This is a genomic window from Mesorhizobium sp. M0217 (genome assembly GCF_040321955.1).
GTDB lineage: Bacteria > Pseudomonadota > Alphaproteobacteria > Rhizobiales > Rhizobiaceae > Mesorhizobium.
This window is the reverse complement of record NZ_JAMYSN010000025.1, coordinates 18,297-31,489: the sequence shown is the minus strand read 5'-3', so window position 1 is coordinate 31,489 and position 13,193 is coordinate 18,297. Positions and strand designations below refer to the sequence as shown.

Sequence of the window (13,193 nt, the reverse complement as noted above, 5' to 3'; positions counted from 1 at the left end):
ACGGACAATCCACCAAAATTCGATGATGGGTGGCAGAGAAGAACCCCAGGCTGAGAGTGCGACCGATCGGTCCCCACGGTGAAGCGGAGCCTGGGGCTACAGCGGCACGCGACTATTGCCGCGTGTCACCTTTTGAATTTAAAGTCTTCCTCAGTCCGCCTCGCTGATCCGGGCCAACGCTATCTTGAGGTTGGCATTTTGTCCCGCCAGCTCGCTGCGACGATCACGTTCGGCGGCGACCACATCCGGACTGGCGTTGGCAACGATGCACCCGCGCAGAGCGTGCTGTTGCTGGAAGCAGGAAGACATGATCGGCCAAAGCCGGGAGAGGTGCTGCCGGCAGTAGCGAATGGGCTGCTGCGTCAGCTTGGTGTCTGGACGCCGTTCGCCGAGGCCGGCTTCGTTGAAAATCGTGCGCTTGTTTCGGTGTGGGCCAATGAAGTTCCCAGCGAGCGGCACGGCATGTTTTCCGCTCAAGGTGCCGGCTGGCAGCTCGACCGGACGCGATTCGACCGGCTGATGGTGCAGGCGGCCAAGGCGGCAGGTGTGGACACGCGGTTTGGCTCGGCCGTGGGTTCGGCAGTGCGCTACGATCAAGGCTGGCTGCTCAAGCTGGCCGATGAAGCTATCATTGCCCGCGCCGTGGTTTGGGCGACCGGTCGCAGTTGGAGGCTGGCGCGATGTTTCGGCGCCAAGCTCGCCATGCACGGACATCTTGCCGCCTACACACGCTTTTTCGACCGCGCACCGGGCGATTGCAGCATGGTCGTCGAGGCGCGTCCCGAAGGCTGGTGGTACAGCGCCGACTTGCGCGTGCCCCACCGATCCGGATCTGGGCAGCGAACTGCGCAAAGCCGGACATTGGTACCGCGCTTTAGCCGCAACGCAGTCCATCGCGCCGCTCGTGCCGCCCAACGCAATCGAGACCGCCAGCATGATCAAGGCGGCGGGAACCGCAACGATCGATCCCGCCGCCGGTGACCGCTGGGTCGCGGCGGGCGACTGCCTGTTCTGTGCCGATCCACTGTCATCACGCGGGATTGCATGCACTCCGCTCAGGGATCCTGGCGGCCTACGCGGCATCGGACATGCTGGACGGGCGTGGCGATTCGCCTGCGCCCGCTATGCAAAATCGCCACACGCGGCTTTGCCGATTAGCTCCCGGCGCTGGCTGCCCACTATGCAGCCGCCGCGCGATGGGACACGCCTTTCTCGCAGCGGCGGCGCAGCCATGTCTTCCACGCGTCTAGCATCGAAGGAGGTAGGTCAGAGGTGGTCTCGGGACGGGGTGCTCGGCATTTATGAACCGACCGAGCGCCAGCGAGTGGTCGTCGGCGGGCTCGATGGCGGCATCAGGTCAGGGAACTCGGCCTCCATGATCATCTCCGATTTAATTAAAATTTGTCTGTATATATTGACGATTGCACTACCTTCACCTCGTAGACGGCAATGCGGGCGGGTAGAGAGGGTTCTATGATATGACAAGCGATTTTTCCGCCGCCCGAGTGCATTTAGATCGAGCGTATGACTACCTTTGTGGGGATGACCCGATGAGTCAAAGGGGCCGCGAAGCCTTGGACCTGCTAATTGAGGCGGTTGCCGTCGAAGAGTTCAAGCAGCCACGCCAAAGCGCTGAGGTGCTAAGGTTTCCGATCGGGCGCCGCTGCTGAGGTAATCTCCACGGCCGCCATGTAGCCTCGCGGGTGAGGCGCTCACGGCAGGGACTCGCCGCCCCGTGAGGGCCGGGAACGAACGCATTGGCAAACGGAAAGCCCACTTGCCAGACCAGCGCCCGGCCCGGCCGGCGTGGCAAGTAGGCCGGCGGTTCCAAGCGGAGACATTGATGCCGGACTATGTCGTGCTTTGCATCGCATTAAGCTGCTGCGGGATATACGTAACGCCATCCCTAAAAACATCGAATGCGGCAGCGACAGCGCGAATCCCAAAGCGATGCTCCCGCCGTACGCGGACAAAGCCGTTCTCGAAGTCCACTATCCCGTCCTTGGCCAGCATGGCCAAGCGCTCAGCCGAATCGCGAAGATGGATCGGATCAGATCCGTGGGCGACACAGATTGCCGGCACGTCAGCCTCGAAATCGCACATTAATCGCTCGATGATTGCGGCTCGCACGCGGTCGTCGTCTGTGAGGCGATGGCCCTTCGATGTCGCCAGTCGGCCAACTGCGATGTGCTGGATGTAGGACTCCCGTGTAACTTCGTTTTGAACGTATCCCTGGCCGATGCGGCCGATAGCCGACGCGCCGAAACCGATCAGGGTTCTGCAGGTATCGGCCGAGTAGCCCAACGAGTTACGTCGCAGGCGACCTGTTTCCTGTGCCAGCGCGAGCTCGTCGTCCGGCAAGGCGAAATGGTCGAGCCCGATCTGTCGGTAGCCGGCGGCAATCAGCGTCACGGCGACAGCCGCATACTGTTCAGCGCGGGCAGCGCTGTCGGGAAGAAATTCCGCCTCGATGAGGCGCTGATTCTTTACTTGGGATGGGATGTGCGAGTAGCCGAACAAGGCAAGCCGGTCGGGGCGCATGGCGACCGCCGCCCTCACTGTTTCGACGCACGACTCCACCGTTTGACGCGGCAGGCCGTAGATGAGGTCGAAGTTGATGCGGCTTACTCCATGCCGGCGCAGCATTTCCACGGCAGCCGACGTCTGGGCCTCGCTCTGGATTCGGTTGATCGCTTTTTGAACAATGGGATCGAAGCTCTGTACGCCCAGGCTCGCGCGGTTCACGCCGGCCGCTCCCAAGCCTTCCGCCATCTCGGGCGTGAGCGTGCGTGGATCGATCTCGATGGCGACCGTAGCTGTTTTCGAGATGGCGAAGCGGCATCGCAGGAACTCCATCAGAGCGAGGAACTCGGCTGGTCCTATGAGAGACGGCGTTCCGCCGCCGAAATGTATGTCGCTCACGGGCAACGTCTTCGGCACTCGCTCCGAAACCAGACGGATCTCGTCACGCAGCGCCGCCAGATAGTTGAGGATGGGCGCATCACGGCGGGTGATGGTGGTTGGGAAGCCGCAATACCAGCAGGCTGATCGGCAGAACGGAACGTGCAGATAGAGTGACACCGGATCATCAGCCGGCAGGTTCCTGAGCCATTCCTCATAAGCCTCGGCGCCGACCGCCCCAGAGAACTCCGACACAGCCGGATAGATAGTGTACCAAGGCAGCCGGGCCTCTCGAAATTTCGTGGTCTGCAACGGTCACCGTCCCATGCTGATAACATCCAACCTTACCGCTGCGCTCGCCTGCGTCTTTGCGCTATGTCAGTCCGTTCCGCTTTGGGCTCGAAATTTTTTAGCAAATGGGCGCCGTTCAGTCTTGGCTGGACAGCGATGGTCTGAGCGCACTCGGTCAGCGACTGACGATGGTGTTCCCGCCGAAACCCTCACGCGCATCGTTTTGTTCCACCGTCCCTTCCCTTCATCTGCGCGTGGGAGATTCTTCTGAGCGCAGATGCCGCATCCGATGAGACAATACGGTGTTGGGTCCAGACTTTGCACGCCAGCTAGCGCCGCCCATAATGATCTCTGCCGTCTCGATGAGCTCGTTGTGTGGATTGCTGGCAAGAAGCATTAGCTGTGCCGCGCCGCTTTCAGCACGAAAACCTGCTCGACGCGACCGTCAGGTCCGCCGCAATGCCAAGGCTGGCGCCTACGGACTAAGTGGTGCAAGGCTGCGGCGCGTGGTTATCGACCATCAGCTCGCCAAAGTGACGGCGTCGTACCGAGCGGTGGCCGCCGGATGATGCCTCAACGGCGGGGCTCACAGGAAACAATGCCGTCGCCATTAAGCCAAACTGTCGCGAAGCGAACAGACGAACCGTAGCCGAAACGTTTGCCGTTCGTGCTTGGGTGGATCCGCAAGGCAAAAAGAACGGAAGCGCGAACCAAGGTCCGCCCGCACATTTGAGCTTCAAGCCGCAGCTGGGTCGTCAGGGTGGCACGTCATTTGCAGTAGTACCCCACGTCATTTGCAGTAGTACCCTTTGTGAGGCCCGCCGCGGAGGTGAAAAGGTAATTGTACATGATCGTCTGGAGTGATAACTACTTAATAAATGTGGCAGCAAGTCTCGACCACATTCTAAATTCTCCTAAGCATTAGCACGGCAGGTGCAGCAACACTCCTAGAATTAAGCTTGATTCGCTATCAATCGTTTGCTTAGCAAAAATCATTTATCGGTCTCGATTCCTTTTACTATTTAGACGGAGATCAACAATGACCATTGGGAGCCTCCTCCTCGGCTCAACTGCGGCACTGATCGCCGCTTCCGACGCTCGCGCCGTGATCATCGTCCCCGAGCCTGATCCCACTGAGTACCTCAAGATCTGCGACGTCTACGGCTCCAGCTACGTCTTTATTTCAGGCACCGAGACCTGCCTGCGCATCGGCGGCTATCTCAGCTACTACGTGGGCTTGGGCGATGTCGGATTGTTTTACCACGCAAGAACCTCAGATGTGAGGACTGGTGAGGATCAGGGTACATGGCAAAACAACACGCGCTTCACACTGAAAGCTTGGACCGGCCAGGAGACCGAACTCGGCACGTTGAAGACCTACACCGAAACCCGCGTGAATTTCGGTAACCGTCACACTTCGGTTTCGGACAGTTCTCGGTCCTATGCCTTCAACGGAGACAGCATCTTGACTTTCGCCTGGATTCAGCTTGGTGGCCTCCGAGTTGGTAAGGACTGGTCGGCCTTCGACATGTTTATTGGCGGCGCGGGTGACGTACTCAACCAGACGCCGGTTCCGTACGGCGCTTTGGATACCAATGTGGTCCAGTACTACTTCGACGCCGCGAACGGCTTTTCCGCCGTGGTTTCGCTCGAAGAAGGCTCAGGCGTGGTGGGCACAATCGACAACTACGCTCCGCACATAGTCGGCGGCTTGAAATACACACATGGCTGGGGAGCGATCACCGGCGTTGCTGGTTATGATAGCAACTACGAATCGGTAGCCGCCAAGGTCCGTGTCGACATCAATGTCACCGACGAACTGTTGCTGTTCGGAATGTTCGGCTACGGTTCCAATGGCAAGCTCAACGACGACTCCAGGAACGCGATCGACGCTCATGGTCGCGGCTTCTATAAGATTTGGGGCGGGAACTGGGCTTTCTGGGCTGGCGCCGCTTACGAGGTCAACGAGACAACTTCGTTCAACCTTCAGCTCTCGGGTGATCAGCTCAAGAACTATGGTGTCGCTGCGAACGTCGCCTATGCGCTTCTTCCAGATTTCACAGTTACGGCTGAACTCGACTACGACCGCTACGGAGGCTCCGCCGTCGGAAAGGTGAAAGCTTCCGAAGTGAACTGGGCCAATGCCAACAAGAAGAGCAGTGTCGGCGGTATCCTGCGTTTCGAACGCTCATTCTAATGCGATGAAGCGTTGAGCTCCGAGGTCCAGTTGATGCGCGGACATTTCCTCTATATTCCGTTTGATTGTGGATGCGTGGCTCGGACGGCCGTCGTACGCGGCGACGTCATGGAGCTCGGGTTTGACGCCGTGCTCCTGAACACGGCGGTCCCGAGGGCGGCCGATCCGGTCGGCATGGCGCGTGCGTTCGGCAAGGGCGGTCGATGCCATTCGTGAAGCTAGCACTGGAATGCTCGAACCGCGCTACTCACCGACGGTCGGCAGGGCTGTCTTCTCATGAAGCTCGATCCCTTCTATCTGATTTCGACGTGCCGGCTGGGTTGACCGGCTGGCGCCGCTCGGCGTGAGTCTGCTGCAGCTCCGGATGAAGCATATGGACGAGAAAGGACTGCAGACGGAAATCCGCCGCGCGAACGACGCCTGCGCGGTCATGGTTGCCAAGTGAGCGTCAACGACAATTGGCGCACGGCAATCGAGGAAGGCTGCGACTTCGTCCATCTTGGTCAAAAGGATTTGGCTGCCGCCGATGCTGACGATTAAATACGCCGGATTGAAGCTCGGCCTTTCGATCCACGATCACACCGAACTGGAAACGGCGCCAGTGGCCGAGCCGGAGTATGTGGCGCTCGGCCCAGTCTATCCAACTAGCCTCAAGAAGATGAATGGGCGTCGCAAGGGCTCGAGCGGATCAGCGAGTGGAAGCACCAGGTCGCGCCGATCCCATTGGTCTCCATCGGCGGCCTCAACCTGACCGGCTCGAAGGCGTTTTTCGAGGCTGGCGCGGAAAGCGCAGCCGTGGTCACCGACTTTGCGCTGAACGACGCCCCAGAAGCGCGCACGCGAGAATGCATCGAAAGACAGAACAATGGCGCTGGGGCGAGAACCGCATCTGCTCGTTGTTGTCGGGTCAGATTCCCGCGGTGGGCTGGAATTGCCCGCGAGATCGAGACGATCGCTTGCCTTGACGTGCGCACCTGCCTTTGCTGTCAGCGCGCTGACGGTGCAAACCCAGGAAGACGCCTTGGAAATCCAAGTTACTCAACCCGGTCTGGTGACGGATCAAATGCGCGCTGCGCTTCAAGCTAACAGAGTGGCCGGCACCAAGGTTGGCATGCTCGCAACGGCTGAGATCATCGTCGCTGCGGTTGCCGCTGTGCTGCGCGAATATCGGCGCATATCGACAGTCCAGATCCGGTGCTGGCTTCCACGTCAGGCCGAGCGCTTCTTGAAGCAAGCGCCATCCCGCATCATGAAGTAGCATCTGATGCCGCTTTGCCGTGTCGACACCCAATGTCATTGAACTGGCGCTTCTTGCCGGCTCAGAGCTAGCGGCCAATGAGGTCGGCGCGCTTCAAGAAGGACCACAAGCTACCCCATCTGCTGGACTACTCCTCCACCATTCGAGACACGGATGGTTCCTATCCAGACAATTGATTTTATCAATCTGCGACAATACCGCATAGCGGCGCCGGCGGAATGATCATCCGTAGCAAGAGCTTTCGGCGGCCTGCAGGACGCGCACCGCGACCGAGTACAAGCCGGCTCGTCTGCAGCCATGTTCGGATCGGCCGCATCGGTGCGCCGAATGAGATTGCCGGCGGAACGCTCTATTCGTGCAGCTGTGACGGCAGTCATCTCACCGGGGCCATCCTGCCGATGGATGGCCGGCAGTCGGTGCAGCATGGGCTGACACTGTTCACAGAATGAAGCCGCTCGCGCTTTGGACGGTTGAAATGGAGGACATTAGCTTGGAACCGATCAGTCTCGACGAGCTTCTGGCCAGCGTCGGCAAGGAAGTCGGCGTGTCGCCGTGGCGGGTGGTCTCGCAGCGGATGATCGACCAGTTCGCCGAGTCCACCGATGACCACCAGTTCATCCACTGCGATCCGGAGCGCGCCAAGCGCGAGACGCCGTTCGGCGGCACCATCGCACATGGATTCCTGTCGCTTTCGCTTTTGTCAGCGATGACTTTCGAGACCATGCGGCCGCTCGAAAGCTGCAAGATGGGTGTCAACTATGGCTTCGAATCGCTGCGCTTCCTGGCGCCGGTGAAAACCGGATCGCGCATCCGCACTCGTTTCGTACTGGCCGACGTCAAGGTCAGGCCGTCGGGCTGGGTGCAGACGGCGCTGGGTGTGACGATTGAGATCGAGGGCTCGAAAAAGCCGGCGCTGACCGCGCGCTGGTTGACGCTGACGCTGATCAAACGCCAGCCGGAGGCGGCCTGAATTGTCGACGAGTGTCAGCAGAGACGATCTTCACGTGCCGGGGCGATGTAGGCGACCAGTGCGCACCGATCGGCAACGCGGCCACGGGGGGTCGGCTAGATAGAGTGGCAGGAATGCCTAATCGGGGCTCCGTCTCGGAAGGGGCGTCGATGTATCGGAAGCGCTTCGGCTTTCGGCGCTGCATTCCTTCTTCACGAAGGTCCATGGAGAATTCCCGACCACGGGGTCGAAAGATCGGCTTGTGATCGGAGTGGGCAGATCCTCCCCGACTGAATCAGCCAATAGAGTGTTATCGAGTCAACCGGGTCGAACTTGAGGTCGCGGGTGTCGCTGATCGGCTGCTCGTCGAGCTCGAGAGCTGCCAGCCAAAGGCAGAACACGGCGATGCCAAGAGCTCCGCAGTTGATGTGGACCCAGAGAGTACAGACCGACGAGTTCCCGGCGGGCGAACTTGCCATTGGTAGCGCGCCAGACCAGTCGCGAGAAAGCCTCGATGAGAAGGCCCCCGAGCCGCACGCGGGATCGACTACAGTGGCGTTTGGCGAGAGGCCTTCGAAGACGAGATCGAGTGTAAGATGGACGAGCTCGACGCGCGTATCGCGCAGTCCCTGCGATCGCGCCTTGTCCGCGGCGCTCGTGCGTGCGAACTGCTGGTAGATCGAGCTGACTAGATGAACCGGGATGGCATTAAAGCGGAACTGGAAGAGACGTCCCTGGCCGAACTAAGCAAGATCAATCCAGCCATCGCTAAAGGTAGGCGAACACGAGACGTTCGGACTCCGTGCCGCTGAAATCCTCAAATTGAATCGGCCGGACCATTGGAGCTATCATCACCCGCTTGGCTTCAGCGCTACGGAGCGGGTTGAGTATCTGAACGTCCTCGAAGTCCTTTTCATTGTCGGTCACTACGACACAGTCGTTGGCTTCGGCTACAGCGGCAATGATTGTGTCTAGGGCGCTCCGCGAACGGCCTCTGGCTTTGCCGTTGGCCATCAGCCGCGCCCACACGAGGCCAGCTTTCTCGTCGAACGATAGCACGCGGCCAGCGAACAGCGCTTGCGGGCCTTCGGAGCCCTCGAACCAAGTTTCAAGGCTGCTGCGCTTTTTCCCCTTCGGCTTCTCTAGGATGCCTCGGCGAATTTCGGCGACAGTAAGCGAAGCAATGAAGAGGTCTTCGTCCTTCTGCGCGCCCATCCAGGCCAGCAACGAGCCCGAAGGCTCCGGCTTTATGACGTTGCTGATGATATTGGTATGAAGAAGGTAGCGCGTCACAGGTCGATCTTGCGCCCCTCTTCGCGCGGCCGGCTGAGGTCGAGACTGGAGCCAACCAGAGGCGAGCGACGCAACGCGGCGAGAATGCTGCCCGCTTTCGGTGGCTCACCCGCCACAGCTTGCTGTATGGTCCGACGAAGCTGTCGGGCATCCGGCCCGCTCTCCGTTAATTTTCGGGCAAGAGTTCGCAGTAGATCGCGGTCTGCGTCGAACGCCAGGATCTCGAACCGCGCGATGCCGCGCTCAGCCAGGCGAGAGCGATAATTCTCGATGGCTCTCTTCTGTGCAGTGTTGCCCATCGCGTGCCTCCGTTCTCTATCCGGATATATAGCCATGGCTTCTTCGGAGCACAAGGTGCCCCGTCATCGGCCAGCATGGCTCCTGCGCGACGCGCGTTATTGATCACAAAGAATTTCCATCTTGTCGAAGCACTGTGACTTGGCATCATTGTCGCGAAACGGAGTATTTCGCGTCAGGACAGGAACGCGATCATAGCGCGACCGAAACGTGCAACAGCCGAAAAGCTTCGTGTGGTCGCCGGCGCGGCCCGCGAATCGGCTGTGCCTGCGTCGCCGAAGCCCGATCGACGCTTCGTTAATCTGGTCCGGCTGCTGGCGCGACAGGCCGCACGGGATTTCGTTCAAGCCGAAACCGATAGCCAAACCGACCGCGTCCCGGAGTAAGGGGCCGCCTCATGAAGGTCGCGCTTGGCGCTCGCTACTCAACTGACAATCACCGAGACGCCTCGATCGAGGATCAGTTGCGGCTCTGCTGCTTGCGTGCTGAAAAGCAAGGCTGGACAGTCGTCGACAGCAATACCCACCGCGCGATGTGCGGCGCGTCGCTGTTGCTTCCCTGCCTTCAGGAGCTGATCAGCGATGCGATGCAGGGCAAATTCCTGATCGTGCTCGCAGAGGGCGATGGATCGCCTGACCATGACCGCTGCAAACCGGGAGCAGGCCAGGCTGGGCAAACGTTGCAACAGATCCTTCAAGGAAATTCATAGACTCTTAGCAACTCCGGCTCGCTGTGAATGGTAGGCTTATTGCAAGGTCTGAGGTCAGTGGTTCCAAACCGTGGCCCCGCTTATCTTCGACTCGCCGAACTGCTTGCAATTTCGGCTAAGGGCAAGAAGAGCGCCCATTTGTTTGTTCGACACAGGATATCGACGGTCGTCACGGCCACCGAGATTTGTCCGGTCGTTGGACAACCTTCGAAATCTGCAACTTCCGTGGAGAACGCGAAATGAGAAATTCGGCAGGACTTGGCCCTGAGCCATGATGACACTGGTTAGTCGCCTACGCATGGCAGCGCATCCTGACCGCCTTCGAATCCTGGGCCTTTGTGCGCATGCGGACCTAACTGTCTGCGAGCTAGCGGAGATTCTGGGCGTGTGTCGAGAGCGGGTTGCGCGACACGTCCGGCTGCTCGCCAGAGCCGACTTTCTTTCCTGCAACGAACAGCCTTCGTGGCGCTCGTACCATCTCAAAGCAGGATCCAGCGACGGCGGGCTGGTACAATTATTGGTCGATCTCCTGCCCCATCGCGACGGCTATCATAAACAGGACCTGCAGCGGCTCGAAGCGGTACGAGACACGCGGCCGAAGGGACCGCGTGCTTGATCGTGAAATAGGTCAATTCAATTGGAGCGCGAAGCTACCATGGACAACTCCGCCGACGGCGCGATCGCACAGCCCGACACCCACGGGCGGTCTTCCTTGGCCGCGGTTGATTGCCGCGTTCACGAGCTGCTTCTGAGACAGGAGCGGCAGGAGCGGACGACCCTCAAGCTCATCGCCTCGGAGAACTTTGCGTCCTCGGCCGTGCTGGAAGCGAACGGCTCGATTTTCACGAACAAGTACGCCGAGGGGTACCCCGGCGCGCGCTACTACGCTGGAAACGAGATCGTTGATGAGCTTGAGAATCTGGCCATTGAGCGCCTGAAAACGCTATTTGGCAGCGAGCATGCCAACGTCCAGCCTTATTCCGGCTCGCCGGCCAACCAGGCTGTCTATCGTGCGCTTTTGACTCCCGGTGACAAAGTCATGGGCTTGCCCCTTCCGGAAGGGGGCCATCTGACTCATGGTTGGGCCATCAACTTTTCCGGAACTGACTATCAACGCGTGCCCTATGGGCTAGATGAAAAGACACAGCAGATTGACTATGACCGCTTGCGCGAGACAGCCAAGCGGGAACGGCCGCGGCTCATTTGGGTCGGCGGAACTGCTTACCCGCGTGTCTTTGACTACGCGGCAATGGCAGAAATCGCCCTGGAAGCGAACTCCTATCTCGTAGCCGACATTGCGCACATCAGCGGCCTGATTGCCGCAGGAGCGCACCCGAATCCCGTGGGCCAGTGCGACGTGGTCAGCAGCACGTCCCACAAGTCGATCCGCGGTCCCCGCGGTGGCTTCATTTTGTCAAGGAACGAAGATCGCTATCAGGCGCTGTATCATACAAAGAGCAAATACAATCTCGCCAGACGAATAGACCGGGCGGTCTTCCCTCACCTGCAAGGCGGGCCCCACATGAATGCCATCGCTGCGCTAGCGGTTGCCTTGCACGAAGCCGCGAACCCGTCCTTCCGAAGCTACGGCCAACAGACGGTCAAGAATGCCAAGGCTCTGGCACATGCACTGCTTGAGCGAGGTTATGACCTGGTGACCGGGGGGACGGACAATCACATGCTGATCCTTGATCTTCGCGATCGGCCACTATCGGGCAAGGCCTATGCCGAGCGACTAGCAAAGGCAGGAATCATCACAAACTTTAATATGGTGCCTGGCGACCCGCGGCATCCGGCGGTCACAAGCGGAATTCGCCTGGGGGCGCCAGCAGTGACGTCAATGGGCATGCGCGATGTGGAAATGGTGCAAATTGCTGGCTTCATTGACTCCGTCCTCCAGCGGCCAGACGACGAAGATCTCCATGCCTGCGTGCGAAGAGACGTTGCCGACTTGTGCGCTGCGTTCGAGGTCCCGGGCATCTGCGACAAGTAAGGTCGGCCAAGCAAAATGCCCATACCACATCCAACACCCGAAGCGAGGTATTCATGGCTAGGCAGTTCGTGTTCTCTTCCGAATCGGTTGGCGCGGGGCACCCGGATAAGTTGGCCGACAACATCTCGGATGCCATCCTCGATGCCATCCTCCGCACAGATCCCAAGGCGCGCGTCGCCTGTGAAGCGTTGGTAAAATCAGGGATAGTCGTTCTGGCTGGCGAGATTACCAGCGATGCGCAGGTGGATTATAGCCAAGTTGCGCGCGATACGATTCTCGACATTGGGTACGACGACGAGGCCGTCGGCTTTGACGGCCGGCGTTGCTCCGTCGTTCATGCCCTCACCGAGCAGTCGCCCGACATCAGCCAAGGCGTTGACGAGGGCAGAGGGCAAGACCTCCAGCAGGGAGCGGGAGATCAGGGCCTCATGTTCGGCTACGCATGCCGCGAAACCGATACCCTGATGCCTTTGCCAATCCAGCTCGCTCATCGCTTGACGAAACGGCAGGCGTATGTCCGGAAGGCACAACAGCTTGGCTGGTTGCGTCCTGACATGAAATCCCAGGTCTCAGTGCGCTATGAGGGGTTGCGCCCGGTCGCCCTGGATACGATCGTCGTGTCGACGCAACATGACGAGCAGGTCTCGCAAGAGACTGTCCGCGAGGGCGTCATTGAGGAAATCATAAAGCCTGTCCTGCCGACCCACCTTGAGACGGAAGGCATCAGGATTCTGGTCAACCCGACGGGGCGGTTCGTAGTCGGCGGGCCGCGCGGCGACTGCGGTCTCACTGGACGCAAGATCATCGTCGATTCCTATGGCGGGATGGGTCGTCATGGCGGCGGCGCCTTCTCGGGCAAGGACCCGTCCAAGGTTGACCGCTCAGCTGCCTATGCGGCCCGCTATGTCGCAAAGAACATCGTCGCTAGCGGACTTGCGGACGTGTGCGAGGTGCAGCTTGCTTACGCAATCGGCGTGGCCAGTCCGGTTTCCGTCATGGTCAACACGTTCGGGACAGCCAGGGTTGAGGAAAGCAGGATCGAGCGCCTCATTCTTGAGTTGTTCGATCTGAGACCGAAAGGCATTATCAAGATGCTTGATCTCTTACGACCTATATACCGCAATACAGCGACCTATGGCCATTTTGGCCGTGAAGAGCCTGATTTCACCTGGGAGAAGACAGACAGGGCGGACGAATTGCGTCGCGAGGCAGGACTCGCCGCCCCGTGAGAGCCGCCGGCGAACGGATTGGCGAGCGGAAAGCCCATTCCCACCGGGCAGACCCGGCCCGGCCGGCGTGGCGAGA

At 59.8% G+C, this 13,193-nt stretch carries 11 protein-coding genes and 3 pseudogenes; 11 read left to right on the top strand and 3 right to left on the bottom strand.

Annotation, left to right across the window (positions count from 1 at the left end):
* Positions 1 to 198 precede the first annotated feature (198 nt).
* Positions 199 to 981 (top strand): NAD(P)/FAD-dependent oxidoreductase, encoded by a 783-nt coding sequence (locus NKJ18_RS27110; RefSeq protein WP_352760681.1) that lies wholly within the window; start codon positions 199 to 201, stop codon positions 979 to 981.
* A gap of 497 nt (positions 982 to 1,478) precedes the next feature.
* Entirely contained in the window at positions 1,479 to 1,670 is a 192-nt protein-coding gene (locus NKJ18_RS27105; RefSeq protein WP_023727257.1) for a hypothetical protein, read from the top strand.
* Positions 1,671 to 1,851: 181 nt separating this feature from the next.
* On the opposite strand, the gene hemN is transcribed toward NKJ18_RS27105, so the two are convergent.
* The gene (hemN, locus tag NKJ18_RS27100; RefSeq protein ID WP_352760678.1) at positions 1,852 to 3,213 is read right to left on the bottom strand and encodes an oxygen-independent coproporphyrinogen III oxidase; all 1,362 of its coding nucleotides are present in this window, start codon (positions 3,211 to 3,213) and stop codon (positions 1,852 to 1,854) included.
* Between the two features lie 1,018 nt (positions 3,214 to 4,231).
* Here hemN and NKJ18_RS27095 point away from each other — a divergent pair.
* The 5 genes and pseudogenes from NKJ18_RS27095 (at position 4,232) to NKJ18_RS27075 (ending at position 7,617) form a co-directional block, all read left to right on the top strand.
* Positions 4,232 to 5,389: a porin gene (locus tag NKJ18_RS27095; protein ID WP_352760675.1), complete on the top strand. Its 1,158-nt coding sequence runs from the start codon at positions 4,232 to 4,234 to the stop codon at positions 5,387 to 5,389.
* A gap of 33 nt (positions 5,390 to 5,422) precedes the next feature.
* Positions 5,423 to 5,669: pseudogene (locus NKJ18_RS27090) on the top strand (thiazole synthase); the annotation flags it as partial.
* A pseudogene (locus NKJ18_RS27085) lies at positions 5,666 to 6,354 on the top strand (thiamine phosphate synthase). The pseudogenes NKJ18_RS27090 and NKJ18_RS27085, both read left to right, overlap by 4 nt.
* On the top strand, positions 6,255 to 6,647 hold the full coding sequence (locus NKJ18_RS27080) for a bifunctional hydroxymethylpyrimidine kinase/phosphomethylpyrimidine kinase (protein ID WP_352672543.1): 393 nt from the start codon (positions 6,255 to 6,257) through the stop codon (positions 6,645 to 6,647). The pseudogene NKJ18_RS27085 and the gene NKJ18_RS27080 overlap by 100 nt, the downstream one beginning before the upstream one ends.
* Before the next feature lie 475 nt (positions 6,648 to 7,122).
* Positions 7,123 to 7,617: a MaoC family dehydratase gene (locus NKJ18_RS27075; RefSeq protein WP_352672542.1), complete on the top strand. Its 495-nt coding sequence runs from the start codon at positions 7,123 to 7,125 to the stop codon at positions 7,615 to 7,617.
* Between the two features lie 846 nt (positions 7,618 to 8,463).
* Here NKJ18_RS27075 and NKJ18_RS27070 read toward each other — a convergent pair.
* A pseudogene (locus NKJ18_RS27070) lies at positions 8,464 to 8,889 on the bottom strand (type II toxin-antitoxin system VapC family toxin); the annotation flags it as partial.
* The gene (locus NKJ18_RS27065) at positions 8,886 to 9,188 is read right to left on the bottom strand and encodes a hypothetical protein (protein WP_352583647.1); all 303 of its coding nucleotides are present in this window, start codon (positions 9,186 to 9,188) and stop codon (positions 8,886 to 8,888) included. The gene NKJ18_RS27065 and the pseudogene NKJ18_RS27070, both read right to left, overlap by 4 nt.
* Before the next feature lie 395 nt (positions 9,189 to 9,583).
* Here NKJ18_RS27065 and NKJ18_RS27060 point away from each other — a divergent pair, with 395 nt between their 5' ends.
* From NKJ18_RS27060 to metK, 4 genes are all read left to right on the top strand, one after another.
* Positions 9,584 to 9,895, top strand: a complete 312-nt coding sequence (locus tag NKJ18_RS27060; RefSeq protein WP_352760673.1) for a recombinase family protein — start codon at positions 9,584 to 9,586, stop codon at positions 9,893 to 9,895.
* A 271-nt stretch (positions 9,896 to 10,166) separates the two neighbouring features.
* The gene (locus tag NKJ18_RS27055) at positions 10,167 to 10,511 is read left to right on the top strand and encodes an ArsR/SmtB family transcription factor (protein ID WP_352760670.1); all 345 of its coding nucleotides are present in this window, start codon (positions 10,167 to 10,169) and stop codon (positions 10,509 to 10,511) included.
* Positions 10,512 to 10,550: 39 nt separating this feature from the next.
* A complete protein-coding gene (gene glyA, locus NKJ18_RS27050; RefSeq protein WP_352760669.1) occupies positions 10,551 to 11,888 on the top strand; it encodes a serine hydroxymethyltransferase in 1,338 nt (445 codons plus the stop codon).
* Between the two features lie 53 nt (positions 11,889 to 11,941).
* Entirely contained in the window at positions 11,942 to 13,117 is a 1,176-nt protein-coding gene (metK, locus tag NKJ18_RS27045; RefSeq protein WP_023693516.1) for a methionine adenosyltransferase, read from the top strand.
* The last annotated feature ends 76 nt before the right edge of the window (positions 13,118 to 13,193 follow it).

Bases quoted from the DNA above. Each gene is read 5' to 3' on its own strand.
- NKJ18_RS27065 (WP_352583647.1), bottom strand. From the start codon at position 9,188: ATGGGCAACACTGCACAGAAGAGAGCCATCGAGAATTATCGCTCTCGC.
- NKJ18_RS27105 (WP_023727257.1), top strand. From the start codon at position 1,479: ATGACAAGCGATTTTTCCGCCGCCCGAGTGCATTTAGATCGAGCGTAT.
- NKJ18_RS27060 (WP_352760673.1), top strand. From the start codon at position 9,584: ATGAAGGTCGCGCTTGGCGCTCGCTACTCAACTGACAATCACCGAGAC.
- NKJ18_RS27080 (WP_352672543.1), top strand. From the start codon at position 6,255: ATGGCGCTGGGGCGAGAACCGCATCTGCTCGTTGTTGTCGGGTCAGAT.
- NKJ18_RS27055 (WP_352760670.1), top strand. From the start codon at position 10,167: ATGATGACACTGGTTAGTCGCCTACGCATGGCAGCGCATCCTGACCGC.
- NKJ18_RS27095 (WP_352760675.1), top strand. From the start codon at position 4,232: ATGACCATTGGGAGCCTCCTCCTCGGCTCAACTGCGGCACTGATCGCC.
- metK (WP_023693516.1), top strand. From the start codon at position 11,942: ATGGCTAGGCAGTTCGTGTTCTCTTCCGAATCGGTTGGCGCGGGGCAC.
- NKJ18_RS27075 (WP_352672542.1), top strand. From the start codon at position 7,123: ATGGAGGACATTAGCTTGGAACCGATCAGTCTCGACGAGCTTCTGGCC.
- glyA (WP_352760669.1), top strand. From the start codon at position 10,551: ATGGACAACTCCGCCGACGGCGCGATCGCACAGCCCGACACCCACGGG.